This window comes from Mycobacterium rhizamassiliense (assembly GCF_900157375.1).
Classification (GTDB): Bacteria; Actinomycetota; Actinomycetes; order Mycobacteriales; family Mycobacteriaceae; genus Mycobacterium; species Mycobacterium rhizamassiliense.
On sequence record NZ_LT721901.1, the window covers coordinates 2,751,277 to 2,765,622 of the forward strand.

At 63.2% G+C, this 14,346-nt stretch carries 17 protein-coding genes; 13 read left to right on the forward strand and 4 right to left on the reverse strand.

Annotated features, from left to right (window positions below; translation table 11 throughout):
* Positions 1-3 precede the first annotated feature (3 nt).
* The 3 genes from MRAB57_RS13570 to MRAB57_RS13580 form a co-directional block, all read right to left on the reverse strand.
* Positions 4-969, reverse strand: coding sequence for a dihydrodipicolinate synthase family protein (locus MRAB57_RS13570; RefSeq protein WP_077079464.1), 966 nt, complete (start codon positions 967-969; stop codon positions 4-6).
* Positions 966-2,075, reverse strand: coding sequence for a cupin domain-containing protein (locus tag MRAB57_RS13575; RefSeq protein WP_077087939.1), 1,110 nt, complete (start codon positions 2,073-2,075; stop codon positions 966-968). The genes MRAB57_RS13570 and MRAB57_RS13575 overlap by 4 nt, the downstream gene beginning before the upstream one ends.
* Positions 2,076-2,433: 358 nt before the next feature.
* On the reverse strand, positions 2,434-2,676 hold the full coding sequence (locus MRAB57_RS13580; RefSeq protein ID WP_077079466.1) for a ferredoxin: 243 nt from the start codon (positions 2,674-2,676) through the stop codon (positions 2,434-2,436).
* Between the two features lie 278 nt (positions 2,677-2,954).
* Here MRAB57_RS13580 and MRAB57_RS13585 point away from each other — a divergent pair, with 278 nt between their 5' ends.
* Genes MRAB57_RS13585 through MRAB57_RS13625 form a run of 9 tightly spaced genes read left to right on the forward strand, consistent with a single transcriptional unit; the run spans position 2,955 to position 9,865 of the window.
* Complete coding sequence (locus MRAB57_RS13585) at positions 2,955-4,136, forward strand: acyl-CoA dehydrogenase family protein (RefSeq protein ID WP_077087940.1); 1,182 nt, start codon at positions 2,955-2,957, stop codon at positions 4,134-4,136.
* Between the two features lie 19 nt (positions 4,137-4,155).
* Positions 4,156-4,590, forward strand: coding sequence for a nuclear transport factor 2 family protein (locus MRAB57_RS13590; protein WP_077079468.1), 435 nt, complete (start codon positions 4,156-4,158; stop codon positions 4,588-4,590).
* 27 nt (positions 4,591-4,617) lie between these two features.
* Positions 4,618-5,013 (forward strand): nuclear transport factor 2 family protein, encoded by a 396-nt coding sequence (locus MRAB57_RS13595; RefSeq protein WP_077079469.1) that lies wholly within the window; start codon positions 4,618-4,620, stop codon positions 5,011-5,013.
* A 42-nt stretch (positions 5,014-5,055) separates the two neighbouring features.
* Positions 5,056-5,622 (forward strand): VOC family protein, encoded by a 567-nt coding sequence (locus tag MRAB57_RS13600; protein WP_077079470.1) that lies wholly within the window; start codon positions 5,056-5,058, stop codon positions 5,620-5,622.
* A gap of 3 nt (positions 5,623-5,625) precedes the next feature.
* Positions 5,626-6,456 (forward strand): SDR family NAD(P)-dependent oxidoreductase, encoded by an 831-nt coding sequence (locus MRAB57_RS13605; RefSeq protein WP_077079471.1) that lies wholly within the window; start codon positions 5,626-5,628, stop codon positions 6,454-6,456.
* Positions 6,457-6,466: 10 nt separating this feature from the next.
* Complete coding sequence (locus tag MRAB57_RS13610) at positions 6,467-7,867, forward strand: aromatic ring-hydroxylating oxygenase subunit alpha (RefSeq protein ID WP_245830313.1); 1,401 nt, start codon at positions 6,467-6,469, stop codon at positions 7,865-7,867.
* Positions 7,864-8,460 carry an aromatic-ring-hydroxylating dioxygenase subunit beta gene (locus MRAB57_RS13615; protein ID WP_245830314.1) on the forward strand — a complete coding sequence of 199 codons (597 nt, stop codon included), beginning with the start codon at positions 7,864-7,866 and terminating at the stop codon, positions 8,458-8,460. Before MRAB57_RS13610 ends, MRAB57_RS13615 begins: the two co-directional genes overlap by 4 nt.
* Positions 8,457-9,029: a YceI family protein gene (locus MRAB57_RS13620; RefSeq protein ID WP_245830315.1), complete on the forward strand. Its 573-nt coding sequence runs from the start codon at positions 8,457-8,459 to the stop codon at positions 9,027-9,029. Before MRAB57_RS13615 ends, MRAB57_RS13620 begins: the two co-directional genes overlap by 4 nt.
* Entirely contained in the window at positions 9,026-9,865 is an 840-nt protein-coding gene (locus tag MRAB57_RS13625) for a fumarylacetoacetate hydrolase family protein (RefSeq protein WP_077079473.1), read from the forward strand. The genes MRAB57_RS13620 and MRAB57_RS13625 overlap by 4 nt, the downstream gene beginning before the upstream one ends.
* Positions 9,866-9,868: 3 nt before the next feature.
* Here the strand turns inward: MRAB57_RS13625 and MRAB57_RS13630 are convergent, their stop codons facing one another.
* Positions 9,869-10,471, reverse strand: coding sequence for a TetR/AcrR family transcriptional regulator (locus tag MRAB57_RS13630; RefSeq protein ID WP_245830316.1), 603 nt, complete (start codon positions 10,469-10,471; stop codon positions 9,869-9,871).
* Between the two features lie 226 nt (positions 10,472-10,697).
* On the opposite strand from MRAB57_RS13630, the gene MRAB57_RS13635 reads away from it, so the two are divergent.
* From MRAB57_RS13635 to MRAB57_RS13650, 4 genes are read left to right on the forward strand one after another with little or no spacing between them, the layout of a single operon-like run.
* Complete coding sequence (locus MRAB57_RS13635; RefSeq protein ID WP_077079474.1) at positions 10,698-11,774, forward strand: class III extradiol ring-cleavage dioxygenase family protein; 1,077 nt, start codon at positions 10,698-10,700, stop codon at positions 11,772-11,774.
* Between the two features lies 1 nt (position 11,775).
* Positions 11,776-12,534, forward strand: coding sequence for an SDR family NAD(P)-dependent oxidoreductase (locus tag MRAB57_RS13640; protein WP_077079475.1), 759 nt, complete (start codon positions 11,776-11,778; stop codon positions 12,532-12,534).
* Positions 12,531-13,817, forward strand: a complete 1,287-nt coding sequence (locus MRAB57_RS13645; RefSeq protein ID WP_077079476.1) for an aromatic ring-hydroxylating oxygenase subunit alpha — start codon at positions 12,531-12,533, stop codon at positions 13,815-13,817. The genes MRAB57_RS13640 and MRAB57_RS13645 overlap by 4 nt, the downstream gene beginning before the upstream one ends.
* Entirely contained in the window at positions 13,814-14,335 is a 522-nt protein-coding gene (locus tag MRAB57_RS13650) for an aromatic-ring-hydroxylating dioxygenase subunit beta (RefSeq protein WP_077079477.1), read from the forward strand. Before MRAB57_RS13645 ends, MRAB57_RS13650 begins: the two co-directional genes overlap by 4 nt.
* The last annotated feature ends 11 nt before the right edge of the window (positions 14,336-14,346 follow it).

The window sequence follows — 14,346 nt, forward strand, 5'->3', positions numbered from 1 at the left end:
CGCCTACCGCGCGTCGCGGTACTCGCGTTCCAACTGCGCCCAGCGACGGCCGGTTTCCTCGCCGCCGGCGATCATATCGGCGGGAGCATCGGTGTAGGGCGGTCGGCTGGGGCCCGGATCGATCAACCCTGCGGCACGAAAACGGGCCCGCCCCACCGGGATGCTGTAGTCCATGAAGCGCGACATATCGCCACCGAACTGCGGCGCCAGCGCCCAGTTGACCTTCTCGGAGATCGCAGCCGCCGCGTCCCAGTCCCGCGACAGAACGGCACGAGAGAGCGCCGCCAATGGTGAAGGGGCGCAAGCAACGTTGCCCGACCAGCACGCGGTGGCCAGTTCAGGGAAGCGCTTGGCGGCGCCATACCAGTCGCTGTCGAGGGGGAGTACGGCAACCCTGTCACCGACAGCTTCGATGTCGCGTTCCAGCGTCGGCCCGCCTGCGTGTTTGGTCGCCACGATCTCCGGCAGATCGGCCAACTTCTGGTAGGCCTCGACGCTGATCTTGCCTTTGAACGCGGCGGGATTGTCGTAAACAACGATCGGTACGCCGGGCAACGCTTCGGCCAGGTCGCTATAGAACCGGACGATTGCTTCGTCGTCGAGAGGCAGCCACATCGGGCGCCCGACAAAAAGCCCGTCGGCACCGGCTTGAATGGCCTGGCGACCGCGGGAAATGGTGTCGCGGGTGTTCAACGTCGTGACACCAGCGAAGAACGGCACCCGACCGCGGACGACCTTGGCGATGCAGGTCGTGAAGGTGAGCCACTCGTCATGGGTGAGCGACGCGCACTCACCGAAAGTCCCGGTGGACATCACGAATTCGATGCCGGCACCGATCACCTCTTCGATCATGGTCTCGGTCTCAGATGTGTTCACCGTGTTCTCGGCGCGCCAGTTGCCGGCGTCGCTGGTGGCCGGGGTGGGCACGATGCCCACCACGCCACGGATATCGGCTCGGGTGAGGGTCATGTCGTCACATGTCCCCGCACCACGTCGGCCGGCACGGCCGGATACGGGCCGGTTCCAAACGAGTCATGCGGTTCTTCCCGGTACATCCCCAGCGCGGCCAGCAGTGGGGCGTCGGTTGCGGAGAACAACACCGCTTCGGTGCTTGGTGAGTGGTTGATGTGTTGGTGCCACATCCAATTCGGGATTACGAACGAATCGCCCGCCGACCAGTCGAGCCGGTGGTCTCCCACCAGGGTGGTGCCTTCGCCCTCAACCACGTAGTAGACCACACTGGAGGTGTGCCGGTGCCGCTGCGTTTGCAGACCCGGACGCAGTAGCTGGGCGAAACAGTCGATGGTCGGCAGGGTCGATCCGCCGGAGATCGGATGCGCGTAATGCAGTATCACCCCGTCGAACGGGCTGCCCTCGCAGCCCGCGAAGTCCCGCAGCGCCGCACGGACATCGCGCCACGCGTACCTGAAAGGGATACGGGTACTGTCTCGGCGCTCCCAGGCTGGCCGAACGGGCGATGAACGGCTGCTGATGAAGTCGGCACGGGTTTCGCGTAGTGGCTGCGTACTACTCCCGTAGGGCTCGAAAAAGATCTGCCGCAGATAGCCCATCACCGGCACGTCGAGGATGTCGATCCAGATGCCGCGTTTGTCGCTTTCGTTATGGTGGTCGTGCCACGTGTAGGCCGGGGTGATGATGAGATCGCTGTCCTCCATGGCGAGCCGCTCGCCGTCGACAGAGGTGTAGAGGTTGGCACTACCATCCACGACGAACCGCAGTGCGTTGATCGAATGGCGATGCGCCGAGGCGATTTCGCCGGGCAAGGTGATCTGCATACCCATGGCGAGGGTGGGGGTGGTGCCGTCGACCCCGGGGCCGGGGTTGATGAAGGTGAAGTTGCGCCGAGCGGTGTCGTTGGCCCTGACCGTGCACATCTCCTCCAGCGCACGCTCAGCCAGACCGCGTTGCCACAGGAAGGGCACGCCCGCAGGCAGCGGACCGTCGGTCAGTTGCACCAACTGCGCGTCGTACTGCCACTGACCGCGTAGGTGTAGTTCGTCGAGATGTTCGTCGAACTCGGCAAGCGTCTGGCCCGGCTCACGTGTCGTCGTCATGTTCGATGTCCTTGGTTAGAGATCCTGATCGCCTTCAAGCGCCCATCCGACCACTTGACCGGTGTTACCGCGGGCGTCCTGTCAGAAGGAAACCGTGCTGATCGAGTGTGCGGATGGTCAGAGGGTGCGCAACGTGTCGCTGAGGCTAACATCCTCCCAAATACGTAAACAAGACATATGAGACGAAGTACGTACGAATCATCCAAAACATTCGATTTGCCTCGAAGGCAGCAGTGAACGAGTTGGGGGAAGTCGACTCGTGATGGGACGTTCGGGTGACCACCACCGTAGGGGCCTGCCGGCCGGCAAGTCCGTGCACCGGGGCGTTGGGGCACCCTGAAAGTTTTGCGCGGCCGCTCTACGCGCCATCCGTGTCCTCGCCGGTAGCGTTCTTTCGGCTGAGAATGATTGCGCTGTCAGGGCATGCGACCGCACCACGGCGGGCTTGATCCTCGAGTTCGGCCGGCACGCTCGCGGGTGCGACGGCGTAACCCTCGTCGTCGATCGAGTATACGTCGGCCGCTTCGGCGGCACAGAGCGTGTAGCCGCAGCACTTGGACCGGTCGACGGTGATCGTCAAGGTCTGCTCGTTGTCTGCCATGGTGCCGGTTCCTCCACGATGAGCCCCGACCGGCGAAGCCGGGAATATTCTTCAGACAAAGTACTGCGATTGTGTCTTAAGTGATCAATATTCTTCAGTATGCCACGTGCCGCTCGATACTGGCACCACAATCCGCGGCCCCGAGCACTCGCTACTTGACCGCGCAGTGAATCGGGACACATAATACGGATAGTGTGTGATCGAACATATCCATTCAACAACTGCCGCGGCTGCCTTGGTGGTTGCGCGGGTGGACTTTGTCGACGTGGAGGTACTGCATGACAACCGTTGCGGCGGATACGACCACCGTGCTCGAAGCCGTCCGGGTGCTATCCCCGGAAATCGCCGAGCGGGCCGACGAGATTGAGAAGGCCAAGGTGGTGCCCACCGACCTGCTCGAGCGGCTCGCCGATGCCGGTGCTTTCCGCATGTTCGTCCCGCGTCAATACGGCGGGGAGGAGATGAGCCTGCCGGAGGCCATGGCCGTAATCGAGGAGGTGTCGCGGGCGGATGCTTCTACGGGATGGACCGTGATGATCGGCGCCGACTTCGCGCCGGTATTCGCCCGTCTCTCCAAAGAGGTGCTCGACAACGAGATCTATCCTGATGGCCCAAACACCATGGCGCGGGGTGCTTTTGCACCGAAGGGTGTTGCCGTCGCGGCCGAGGGCGGCTATATCGTCAACGGGCAGTGGCCACTGGCCAGCGGGAGCTACGAGCACCAGTGGGTGATGGGCAACTGTATCGTCCTGGACAACGGGCAGCCTCGGATGACCGAGATGGGCGTGCCCGAGATGAAACTCGCCGTGGTGCCGACGGCGCAGGCCCAGTTCCTGGATACCTGGGACTCGGTGGGGTTGCGGGCGACCAACAGCAATGACTTGGTGCTCAAGGACGTGTTCGTGCCCGAGCACCACACCGGTGAGTTCTTCGGGGCTTCCGGTGTGGACAGCCCGATGTTCCGGCTACCGACCCGCTTGGCGCTGGGGCCCACCCACGTCGCCGTGGTGCTAGGCATCGCCGAGGGCGCGCTGGATGACGTGCGCAAGCTCGCCAAGACCAAGCGGCCGGCGTTCAACCCCAGCATGCGATTGGCCGAGGACACCGTCTTCCAGTTCCGACTAGGTCTGCTCGACACCCGCTTGGCGGCGGTGCGTGCGCTCGCCGAGAAGGAGACCCAGCTGATGTGGGACGCTGCGGTCGCGGGCGAACTGATCACAACGATGGCTGCGGTTCGCCAGCGCGCGATGGTGGCGCGGGCCCATACCGAGTGCGTGGAGATCGTCAACGAGGCTTTCGGCTTGGCCGGTAGCAACGCCATGTACAGCAGCTCCTCGCTGCAGAGACGCTTCCGCGATATCCGCACGGCGGCACAGCATGTGGCGGCGAGCCCGGAGATCTACCAGATCGTCGGCGCACTGCTTGTCGACGAAGACGTCCCACCGTCGGCCCTGATCTGAGTCAGGGATTGAAGAGCACATGACTTCTACCGAGACGATGACGATCGAGTGGGAACTGGTCCGGCTGAACAACGACTTCGCCTACTACGTGGACCAAGGCGATTTCGAGTCGATGATCGGGCTGTTCACCCCGGACGCTGTTTTCGATCGTGCCGGCAACGTCCACCACGGCCACGACGAGCTGCGCCAGGGGATGCGTGACCGGCCAAAGGCGACGACACGACACCTACTCACCAATTTCCACTTCACGAACGTATGCCTGGACTCGGCCGAGGCCGTCGTCTGCTCGATGGTCTACCACGGACCGCCGTCGGAACGCGGTGAGCCGGTTGTTTACGCCACCGACAACGGGCGCGTCATGGAGTTCCACGACAAGTACACCAAAACGCCCGAGGGCTGGCGAATTTCGGAACGAATGGCACGGGCGATCTTCACCCCGAAGGTGTGGCCGTGACAGGCCTGATCAAGGAAAGCGGGAATCGTGGCTGATAACCACAACGACGTGCAGGCTATCGTGGACAAGTTCTTCACCGCGCTGGCGACCGGTGACCAGGCGACCTGCGAAGCACTGTTCACCGACGACGCAGTGGTATGGCACAACTACACCCAGCAAGAGCAACCGAAAAGCGAAGCACTGGCAGCACTTGCGGGGCTGGCGCAAATGCGGGCCGAATTCTACGTCGTCGGGCGTGACTTCACCGATGACACCTGCGTTCAGCGACACGTCGTGCGGGTGACGCTGCCGAACGGCGAAGCGGCGGCGATTCCGGCGATTCAGCGTATTTCCCTCTCGGGCGGCCGGATCCGGCGCATCGAGGAGTACATGGATTCGGCCCAGATGGCCGCGGCGATGCAAGCACTGCAAGCCGGCGTGTGACCGGACCGAACACCTCGGCGAGGAATTAGGAAGGAACCTGTAATGCCCGGAATCACCGACAAGTTCACCGGCGAACCTGTCCTGAAGGTCCAACGGCTCGGTCACGGCACCTTGGAGGTCGTCGATATCGCCCGGTCACGCCGCTTCTACGAAGAGGTCCTCGGACTGGAAGTGATCCAACCCAGCGCCCGCTCGATGATGATCCGGCTCAACACCAACCACGCCTACGCGGTGGTGGAGACCGGCAAGGAGAGTTCGATGACGATGCTGGCCCACAATGGCCTCGACGTGGGCAGCGAGGAAGAGGTGTACGCAGCCCACCAGAGGCTGCTCGCGCTCAAGGACGACTGGGGCCTCAAGACGATCACCGACCCACGACACATGCACGGGGACACGTCGTTCTACTTCACCGACCCGGACGGCAACTGGTGGGAGATTGTCGCTGTCCGTGAAAACGGCTATGCCGCTGACTTCTCCGATCCCGAGCGGGATCTCACCGGCCTGCACGAGTTCGACGGTGAGAGCGGCAATGTGAACTTCAGCCACACCCACGACCCCAACTTCCGGTCGCGCGTCCGTGAGGTTCTTGATACCAAAAGCAAGGCCTAGCCGGTGAGCCGTCTGGAGGGAAAGGTTGCCGTCGTCACCGGTGCCGGCAAGGGCATCGGGCGGGGAATCGCCCGCAGGTTCGCCCGCGAGGGCGCCAAGGTGGTTATCGCCGAGTTCGACACCGACGCGGGTAAGCAGGTCGCCTGGGACCTCGGTGCGCTCGGCGGCGAGGGTTTGTTCGTACAGACCGATGTGTCCCGTAAGGGAGACGTCGAAGACGCGATCGCGGCCGCCCAGGAGTCCTTCGGTGGTTTGGACATCCTTGTCAACAATGCGATTTCGCTGACCCCGGACGTTCCGCTGGAGCGCAAGACCGACGAAATGTTCGAGCAAATGCTCGGAGTCGCCCTATGGAGCGTGTGGTGGGGGATGCAGACGGCGTTCCCCGTCATGAAAGCTCACGGTGGTGGACGCATCATCAACTTCTATTCGATCGACGCCGACAACGGAAACTGGGTCCACGGTGACTACAACACCGCCAAGGGCGGTGTGCAGGCGCTGACCCGGACGGCCGGATTCCAGTGGGCCAGGCACAACATCCTGGTCAACGCAATCGCACCGATCGCCGCATCGGCTGCCTTCGAAGAGATGGTGTCCGCCAACCCTGCACTGCTCGAGGCGGTTCCGCTGATGATCCCCTGCGGACGGATGGGCGACCCGGAAGACGACATCGCCCCAGTGGCGGCTTTCCTGGCCAGCGACGAGGCACGCTTCATCACCGGCGCGACCATCCCGGTCGACGGGGGCCTGCACGTACCGCGGCTAAACACCCGACCACCGGACCCCTCGGTCTTCGACTCACTGCCCGGCAGCGCCGGGTCGGAAAACAAGTAAGGAGAGCGTCGTGACTATCGACGAAGTGAAGCACGCTCGGACCGGACCGGTCCTGGCGGACGGGACCCCGCTGTCAGAGCTGATCGACAAGGATTACCGCGAGGTATCGCTGCGCGTCCTCAACGATCCGGAGCTCTACCAGTTGGAGCTCAAACACCTGTTCGCCAAGGCGTGGACGGCCGTGGCCCATGAGGATGAGATCCCCAACGTCGACGATTACGTCCTGCGGTATGTCGGTGAGGATCAGGTCATCATCAGCCGCGCGGCCGACCGAAGCATCACGGCCGCGCTCAATGTGTGCGCGCACCGGGCAGCGAAAGTGTGCCGGTTCGAAGCGGGCAATGCCAAACAGTTCCAGTGCCCCTACCACGGCTGGGTATACAAGTCGGACGGCGCCTTTCAGGCGTCTCCCATTGCCCGGGAGACCATGCATGGCCACCTGCGGAGCAAGGACGAGCTGGGCTTGCAGCGCGGGCGGGTCGAGCTCTACGCTGGCATGGTCTTCGTGACCTTCGACCAGAACGCACCGACGTTGCGCGAGTACCTCGGCCCGATGACCTGGTACTGGGACCTGATGTTCGACCGCACCCGAAGCGGGATGACGGTGCTGGGACACCCGCAACGCTTCATCATCCCGGCCAACTGGAAGTGCGCCGCCGAACAGTTCGCCGGAGACATCTTCCACACCCTGACGCTGCACCGCTCCATGCAGGAGTTCGAGCTGTTGGGACCGGCGGCCGAAGAGCCCGCGATGGCCGGAGTGAGCGCCAGCCACAAAGGCCATTTCGTGCGGTGCTTCGACCTCAGAGAAGAGCACTACATCACCGCACTCAAGGGCAAGAACCTGACCGCACTGTCCCCGATAGAACGGCTGCGGCTGGCGGCACCGCCGGGCATGTCGCCCGACATGGTCGAGGACTTGCCGCAACGATTCGACGAGGGCCAACTGCAGGTGTTGACACAGTTCACCCCGCAGGTGGGCCAGCTGTTCCCGAACGTCGGCGCATTGGCCATGCCGTTCCAATTCCCCGACGGCACCCCGTCGGCGTTCTTCAGCTGGCGGGTGTGGGTTCCGAAAGGGCCGGACCACTTCGAGTTGTTCCACTGGAGCCTGGTGGAGCGTGACGCGCCGAAAGAACTCGCGGAATCGATGAACCTGATGACCGCTGCCACGTTCGGGATCAGCGGCTTCGTCGAGGCCGACGACACCGACACCTGGCCGATGCAAAGCCAGGCCGCGCGCGGCGCGTTGGGGCGCCGGCAGAAGCTTCGCTATCAGGCGATCACCGGCGAGAACAAGCCCGCCGACTGGCCCGGTCCCGGACAGGTCTACGCAGGGTTCCCGAAAGATGACACGCAGTGGAACTTCTGGCTGCGCTACAGCGAGTTCATGGAAGGGAGACCGTGGTGACTGCCGAAGCCACACCGGACATCGATATCCAATCCGGCGTCACAGCCCAGTCGGGTGTCAGCTATCCGACACCGCGCGGGGCACGGGTCCCGGTGACCGACCCGCGTCATTTCGAGATCGTTGGGTTCCTGGAAGACGAGTCCGCACTGCTGGACTCCGACGACCTGACCGCCTGGTTGGGTCTGCTTGCGCCCGACATCATCTATCGCGCACCGGTCCGGACTACGCGTGATCACCGCACCCGGGGCGTGTACGAGGCGGACATGTTCCACTTCAATGAGAACATCATGACCCTGATGTTGAAGATCATGCGCATGACCCAAACCGACAGCGCCTGGTCGGAGAATCCGCTGTCCCGAACGCAGCGAATTGTGCACAAGATCCGGGCGTATGAGACCGATACGCCCAACGAATACCAGGTATACAGCTCGATCCTGCTGCTGCGGTCCCGCTACGACGATCCCGCGCTGGATTTCCTTCCGGCCCGGCGAGTGGACACCATCCGGGTAGGCGACGAGTGGAAGATCGCTTCGCGCACGCTCTATTTCGAGCAGGCCACCCTTGGCGTGCAGAACCTCGCGATCTATCTGTGAGCAACGGACGCGAATTATCTTCTGCGGCAGAGATTCCTGGCTATACGGCAGGCACGTGGGCGATCGATCCCGACCGGTCCACGCTGAGGTTCTCGGTCAAGCATCTGGGCGTACAGACCGTGCGCGGAACACTGTGGGTTGAGGGACAGATCGTGGTCGCCGACGACCCCGCGCATTCCGGGGTCGAGGCAATGGTCGACCTCGGCTCCGTCGACACGAAAAGCAAGGGGCGCGATAAGGCCATCCGGTCGGCAAGGCTGCTGGATGTGGCGAACCACCCGACGGCCGCCTACCATTCGACCGCAACGGCGCCCGATGCCGCTGCGGATCAGCGGGCGTTCGTGTTGGACGGGGAATTGTCCTTCCTGGGTATCACTCGGCCGGTGCCACTGCGCATTCAGGTCGAGCTGTTCGTCAGCGACGGAGGCCGGCCGAGGCCGATCGTCTCCGGAAAGGGGCAGTTCATCCGCAGCGACTTCGGGTTGGTCTATCGCGTACGCCCGCGGTTCCTCGACCGGGCCATCGGGCAGATGGTCAGCGTCGACGTCCGACTGGAGGGGTCAGCATGAAGATTGCACGAATTCGCTTACAAGGCAATGATGCGTGGGCGGTGGTCGACGTAAACGCTGGCACGGTGCAGCCTATTTCCGGAGAAATCGGCGATTGGGGGCCCGCCGCATCCGAGGGCCGGCAGACCTTCGAGGTCGCCGGGCCGTCGGTGGCGCTCACGGACGTGCGTCTGCTGCCGCCCATCACTCCGACCTCCACGATCCTCGGAGTGGGCATGAACTACTGGACGCACCTGGAAAAGCTCGGCGTCACCGAAAGGCCGCCAAGCACAGTGGGTTTCATCAAACCGCAGGTGGCAATCATCGGTCATGACGACGAGCTCGCCAATCCCGCCATCACGGACCAGTTGGACTTCGAAGTTGAGCTGGTGGCGGTGATGGCGCGAGCCGCGAGCAAGCCTGACGGGCACCTGACCGACGCCGTCCTCGGGTACACCGTCGGCAACGACGTGAGTGCGCGGGATGCGCCGTCGCCCATGGGCGGGCTGGACCTGTTCACGATGAAGGCGCTCACCGGAGCGACCCCGGTGGGGCCGTGGATCACTACCAAGGACGAGTTCGGCGGATCGGGCCAGATCGATGTCGGGATCTCTTTGCGCGTCAACGGTGAAGAGCGTCAACATGATCGGACGGCGAAGATGATCTGGAGTCTTGACGAATGTCTCGACTATGTCGTTGCGAGGGTAGCGCTGAGGCCCGGCGACATCGTGTTCACCGGCACCACGAACGGTGTCGGCATGGAGGACGGCCGGTTCCTCCGGCAAGGCGATGTGGTGGAGGCTGAGATCGAAGGGATCGGGGTGCTGCGCAATGTCGTTGGTGCGAAGCGGTCGTAACTGTCAGCTCGCGGCCTTGCGGCCGGCCCTGGATCGGACTTTCTTCGGTTCCAGCCCTGCTGCACCCCCGAGAGCGACGAGCAGATCACGCAGTTCGGAATAGTCCTTGGCGGGCATGAAGTAATGCGAAAAAGCTATCCGCACTACAAGATCCACGATTTCTTCGTGCGTCGCCAATCCGAGCCGGATCGCCGGACTATCGGCGAGTGCCGGCTCCAATTCGTCACGCAGAACGGCGGACAACTGGGGTGTCACCTGCTTGATGTAGTCGATCACGAAACCCGGTTCGAGTTGTCCCAGTTGGACAGTCGCCGGGTTCTCCTGCCAGTAGCGCAACATGACGTCGAGGACTACGCGAAGGCGATCCGCCGGATCGGGCTGCTCCGTGATTTCGCTCTGCAACACCCCGCGCAACCTCATGACGAAGTGATCCCCGAGCGCCTCGAGCAGGTCTTCCTTGTTCTTGAAGTATCGGTAAAGCGTGCCGCCCGATACCCCAGCCTCGGCCGCGATGTCGCTCATTGCCAGCTTCTTCGGACCCTGACGCGCGAGGGCGCGCAAGGCTCCGTTGAATATCTTCGCCTCGGTGGTCGCCCTGGTAGCCACGATATGGCCTTCCTTTCTGGAGCTCCGTCGTTCGGCTCGACAGACCTGCTCGTTAGCAACAATGGTAATGCAATCCCTTCAATCGAACATTTGATAGAACATGTGTAATATTAGTACAATTCATTCATTAGATTCGACCCTCGCACATCGAACCTTGGGCGGAGCGGAATCCTGTCCCGCACTGAGGCGCAGGGCTTGAACAGCGATCGAGGAGGATCACCGAACCATGGGTGCTGTACTGGCTGTAGGTGCCACACATTTCCCGCCGCTGGCGCTGCCCGACGAGCGAATGGCCGACGTATTCCGTTGGGCGCTGAGGGATCCTGAGCTGCCGGAGGAGAGGCGCGACCCAGCCGCCCTGTCGAGTCTGCTTGTGCGCGAACTGGGCGACGACAACGGCCTGGCCGCGGCGGCAGCCCACCGCGAAGAACTGCGACAGAACTTTCAGCGGGTGCGCGACGCGCTCGACGACTTCGCCCCTGATGTCGTGCTGATCTGGGGTGACGATCAGTACGAGTTGTTCCATGAGGACTGCGTGCCGCCGTTCGCGGTATGTGCTTTCGACGACCTGGAAACGCAGCTGTGGCAACGGCCGTTCTACAAGGGCCGGCCGAATGCTTGGGGGGAGCCAGAAGACACGCCGTACCCGATCAAGGGCGCGGCCCGGGCCGGCAAGAAACTCACCACCGAATTGCTAAGCCGCGGCTTCGATATCGCCTATAGCTACCAGCCGCTGCCCGACCGGCCGATGCCGGCCGCGTTTGCGAACACGTTGCGCTACCTCGACTGGGCCGGTGACGGCTTCCCATATGCGTCGTTGTTCTTTTCCCTCAACTGCTACGGCCGCCGATTGGTCAAACACAAGGGTGGCTTGGCCTATCTGAGCAGCATGCCCAAGGACATATCCGAACTGGACCCGCCGGCACCCGCGCCGGCCCGCTGCTTCGACCTCGGCGCGGCGGTGGCCGAGATCTGCCTGCAGAGCAAATCACGGGTGGCCCTGGTCGCCTCGTCGAGCTGGTCACACGCCTTCCTTAACGAGGCGAGCCACTTCCTGCTACCGGACACGACCCGGGACCGGGAGCTGTTCGCGCAGCTCAACGGTGACAAACCGGCCGCCTGGCGCGATGTGACCCTTGGGGAGGTCGAGCAGGCCGGGCAACACGAGATGCTGAACTGGTTCTGCCTTGCCGGCGCGGTCGACTATCTCGGCGTTCGTCCCGAGTGGATGAAGATAATCGAAACCGATCTGTTCACCTCGAACAAGGTTTTCGGCGTCTACCAGGCGGCAGGACGCAACTGAGATGGGCGCCTTCACCGGAAAGTGTGTCATCGTCACCGGTGCCGCGGGCGGTATCGGGACGGCGCTGAGTGAGCGATTCGCCACGGCGGGCGCATCGCTGGTGCTGGCCGACACCAACGACGAAGGCCTGGCCAAACTGGCCGCCAAGCTCGAGGGCGATCACACCGCGCCGGTCATCACCAGCGTCGGTGACCTGAGCACCCGGGAAGCAGCCGAACAGATGGTGCGACAGGCGGTCTCGGTCTTCGGTCGCCTCGACGTGCTGGTCAACAACGCCGGCGGCGGCGTCATCCGGCCGACGCTCAGCCACACCGAGGAAACCCTGCAGGCCACCATCAACCGCAACCTGTGGTCGGCTCTGCGATCGACGCTGGCCGCGCTCCCGGTGATGCTCGAGGCCGGCAAGGGCCGGGTGATCTTCATCGGCGCCGATTCGGTGCGCAACGGCCTTGAGGACCATGCGATGTACAACGCCGCCAAGGGTGGCGTGCACGCGGTGGCCGGCAGCCTTTCCCGCGAATTCGGCAAGCAGGGTGTGACTTTCAACGTGGTGGCGCCTCCGGCTGTCCGATCGCCCGAATTCGAGCGCTTCCTGCGGGAGCAGCCCGAACTGACCCAGCGCTTCGTCTCCCAGATCCCGATGGGCCGGCCCGCGGAGATGAGTGAGGTCGCCGCTCTCGTCGAGTTTCTCGCCGGCGATGAGGCGGGATTCATCAACGGTCAGGTGGTCGGCGTGAATGGGGGGTCGACGCTCGCATGACCGGCAACGGATACAAGGATCTGGTCGTCGAAACCCCGGGTGTGGATTTCCGGGTACATCGATCGGTCTTCACCGACGAGCAACATCTGAAACGCGAACAGAAGACCATCTTCGCCAGTAAGTGGCTCTACGTGGGTCACGCCAGCGAGGTGGCTCGGCCGGGTGACTTTGTCACGCGAACCGTGGTCGGCGAGCGGCTGATCATGTGCCGGGACAGCACCGGTGAGCTGCGGGTCTTCTTCAACACCTGCCGTCACCGTGGTGCGCTAGTCTGTCGCGAGCCCAAGGGAAATGCCGAGCGATTCCGCTGCCTGTATCACGCGTGGACGTACAAGAACTCAGGCGAGCTAATCGGTGTCGCCGAGCGCGCGTCGTTCCCGCCCAGTTTCGACCCCGCGAACTTCGGCCTGGATTCGCCCAGGTTTGAGGTGTACCGGGACTTCGTCTTCGCCACGTTCAACCGTGACGCCCAGCCGCTGCGCGACTACCTCGCTCCGGTGCTGCCGTACCTGGATTCCATTATCGACCAATCGCTGACCGGGCAGATGGAAGTGGTCGAAGGAACACATATCTACCGGATGGGCGGCAACTGGAAGCTCATCGTCGAAAACAGTCTCGACGGCTACCACGGCATGCCGGTGCACAAGACGTATTTCGCCTACCTCAACAGCCGGGGCTACGACCTCAGCGGAGGCTTGGACGGAGTTGGTCTGAGCCTGGGCAACGGACACGTAATGATGCGCTACAAGGCGCCTTTCGGCCGCTCGGTCGCCAAACCTGTACCTGTGATGAGTGAGCAGGCCCAGCAGCGGGTCCACACTATCGCCGCGGCGCTGGTGGACAAGTTCGGCGAGGAAACCGCCGAACTCGTGGGGCAGACGTTCAAGAACATGTTGATCTACCCCAACCTTTTGATCATCGACGGCGCGTCGCTGCAGTTGCGGGTGCTCGACCCGGTCGCCGTAGACCACACCGATGTCACGGCCTGGTGCCTGGCCCCCGTCGGCGAGGACCCAGAACTGCGCAAGCACCGCATTCAGGGGTATCTGGAATTCCTGGGGCCGGGTGGTTTCGCGACGCCGGACGACAACGAGGTCATCGAAGCCTGCCAGGAAGCCTACGGACACGTGCGCGGCACGGAGTGGAACATCGTCTGCAAGGGAATGGGGAAGGACGTTCCGAGCATGACCGACGAAGAGCAGATGCGTGGTTTTTGGCGTCAGTGGCAGAAGGACCTGGTCGGGACCGATGAGGTCGCGATGTCCGGGGCCAAGCAGTCATGACCGAGACAGGGTCTACCCACTCGACCGCTGTCGACCGCGACACCGCGAACGAAGTGGAATCGTTCCTGTATCACGAGGCCGAGTTACTGGATGCCTGGAAGCTGCCGGAATGGTTGAAGCTGCTGACCGAGGACTGTTCATACCTCGTTCCGTCCACGGACGCAATCGATTCCACCACTCCCGACAAGACCGTCTTCATCATCGCCGACTCCTACTCGCAGATTGTGGGAAGGGTGGAACGCCTAGAAAGCGAGATGGCCTTCGTCGAGCGACCACGCTCGCGCACCCGCCGGTTAATCACCAACGTGCGCGTCCACGACAACGGCGCGAACGGCTTCGAGGTGTTCTCGAACTTCGCCGTCTACCGGTACCGGCGCGGTGCCTCGCACCTGTTCACCGGTGAGTACCGCCATGTGCTGGTACGGGCCGCGGACGGCGGCTTCCGCATCCGAGAGCGCCGGGCCACGCTGGACTGCGAGGAACTGCGGCCGCAGGGAAAGGTCAGCTTCATTCTGTGAAGACCCAAATC

Excerpts from the sequence above, each read along its gene's own strand:
- MRAB57_RS13590 (WP_077079468.1), top strand. The coding sequence starts at position 4,156 with ATGACTTCTACCGAGACGATGACGATCGAGTGGGAACTGGTCCGGCTG.
- MRAB57_RS13575 (WP_077087939.1), bottom strand. The coding sequence starts at position 2,075 with ATGACGACGACACGTGAGCCGGGCCAGACGCTTGCCGAGTTCGACGAA.
- MRAB57_RS13625 (WP_077079473.1), top strand. The coding sequence starts at position 9,026 with ATGAAGATTGCACGAATTCGCTTACAAGGCAATGATGCGTGGGCGGTG.
- MRAB57_RS13570 (WP_077079464.1), bottom strand. The coding sequence starts at position 969 with ATGACCCTCACCCGAGCCGATATCCGTGGCGTGGTGGGCATCGTGCCC.
- MRAB57_RS13580 (WP_077079466.1), bottom strand. The coding sequence starts at position 2,676 with ATGGCAGACAACGAGCAGACCTTGACGATCACCGTCGACCGGTCCAAG.
- MRAB57_RS13640 (WP_077079475.1), top strand. The coding sequence starts at position 11,776 with ATGGGCGCCTTCACCGGAAAGTGTGTCATCGTCACCGGTGCCGCGGGC.
- MRAB57_RS13585 (WP_077087940.1), top strand. The coding sequence starts at position 2,955 with ATGACAACCGTTGCGGCGGATACGACCACCGTGCTCGAAGCCGTCCGG.
- MRAB57_RS13635 (WP_077079474.1), top strand. The coding sequence starts at position 10,698 with ATGGGTGCTGTACTGGCTGTAGGTGCCACACATTTCCCGCCGCTGGCG.
- MRAB57_RS13650 (WP_077079477.1), top strand. The coding sequence starts at position 13,814 with ATGACCGAGACAGGGTCTACCCACTCGACCGCTGTCGACCGCGACACC.
- MRAB57_RS13600 (WP_077079470.1), top strand. The coding sequence starts at position 5,056 with ATGCCCGGAATCACCGACAAGTTCACCGGCGAACCTGTCCTGAAGGTC.
- MRAB57_RS13645 (WP_077079476.1), top strand. The coding sequence starts at position 12,531 with ATGACCGGCAACGGATACAAGGATCTGGTCGTCGAAACCCCGGGTGTG.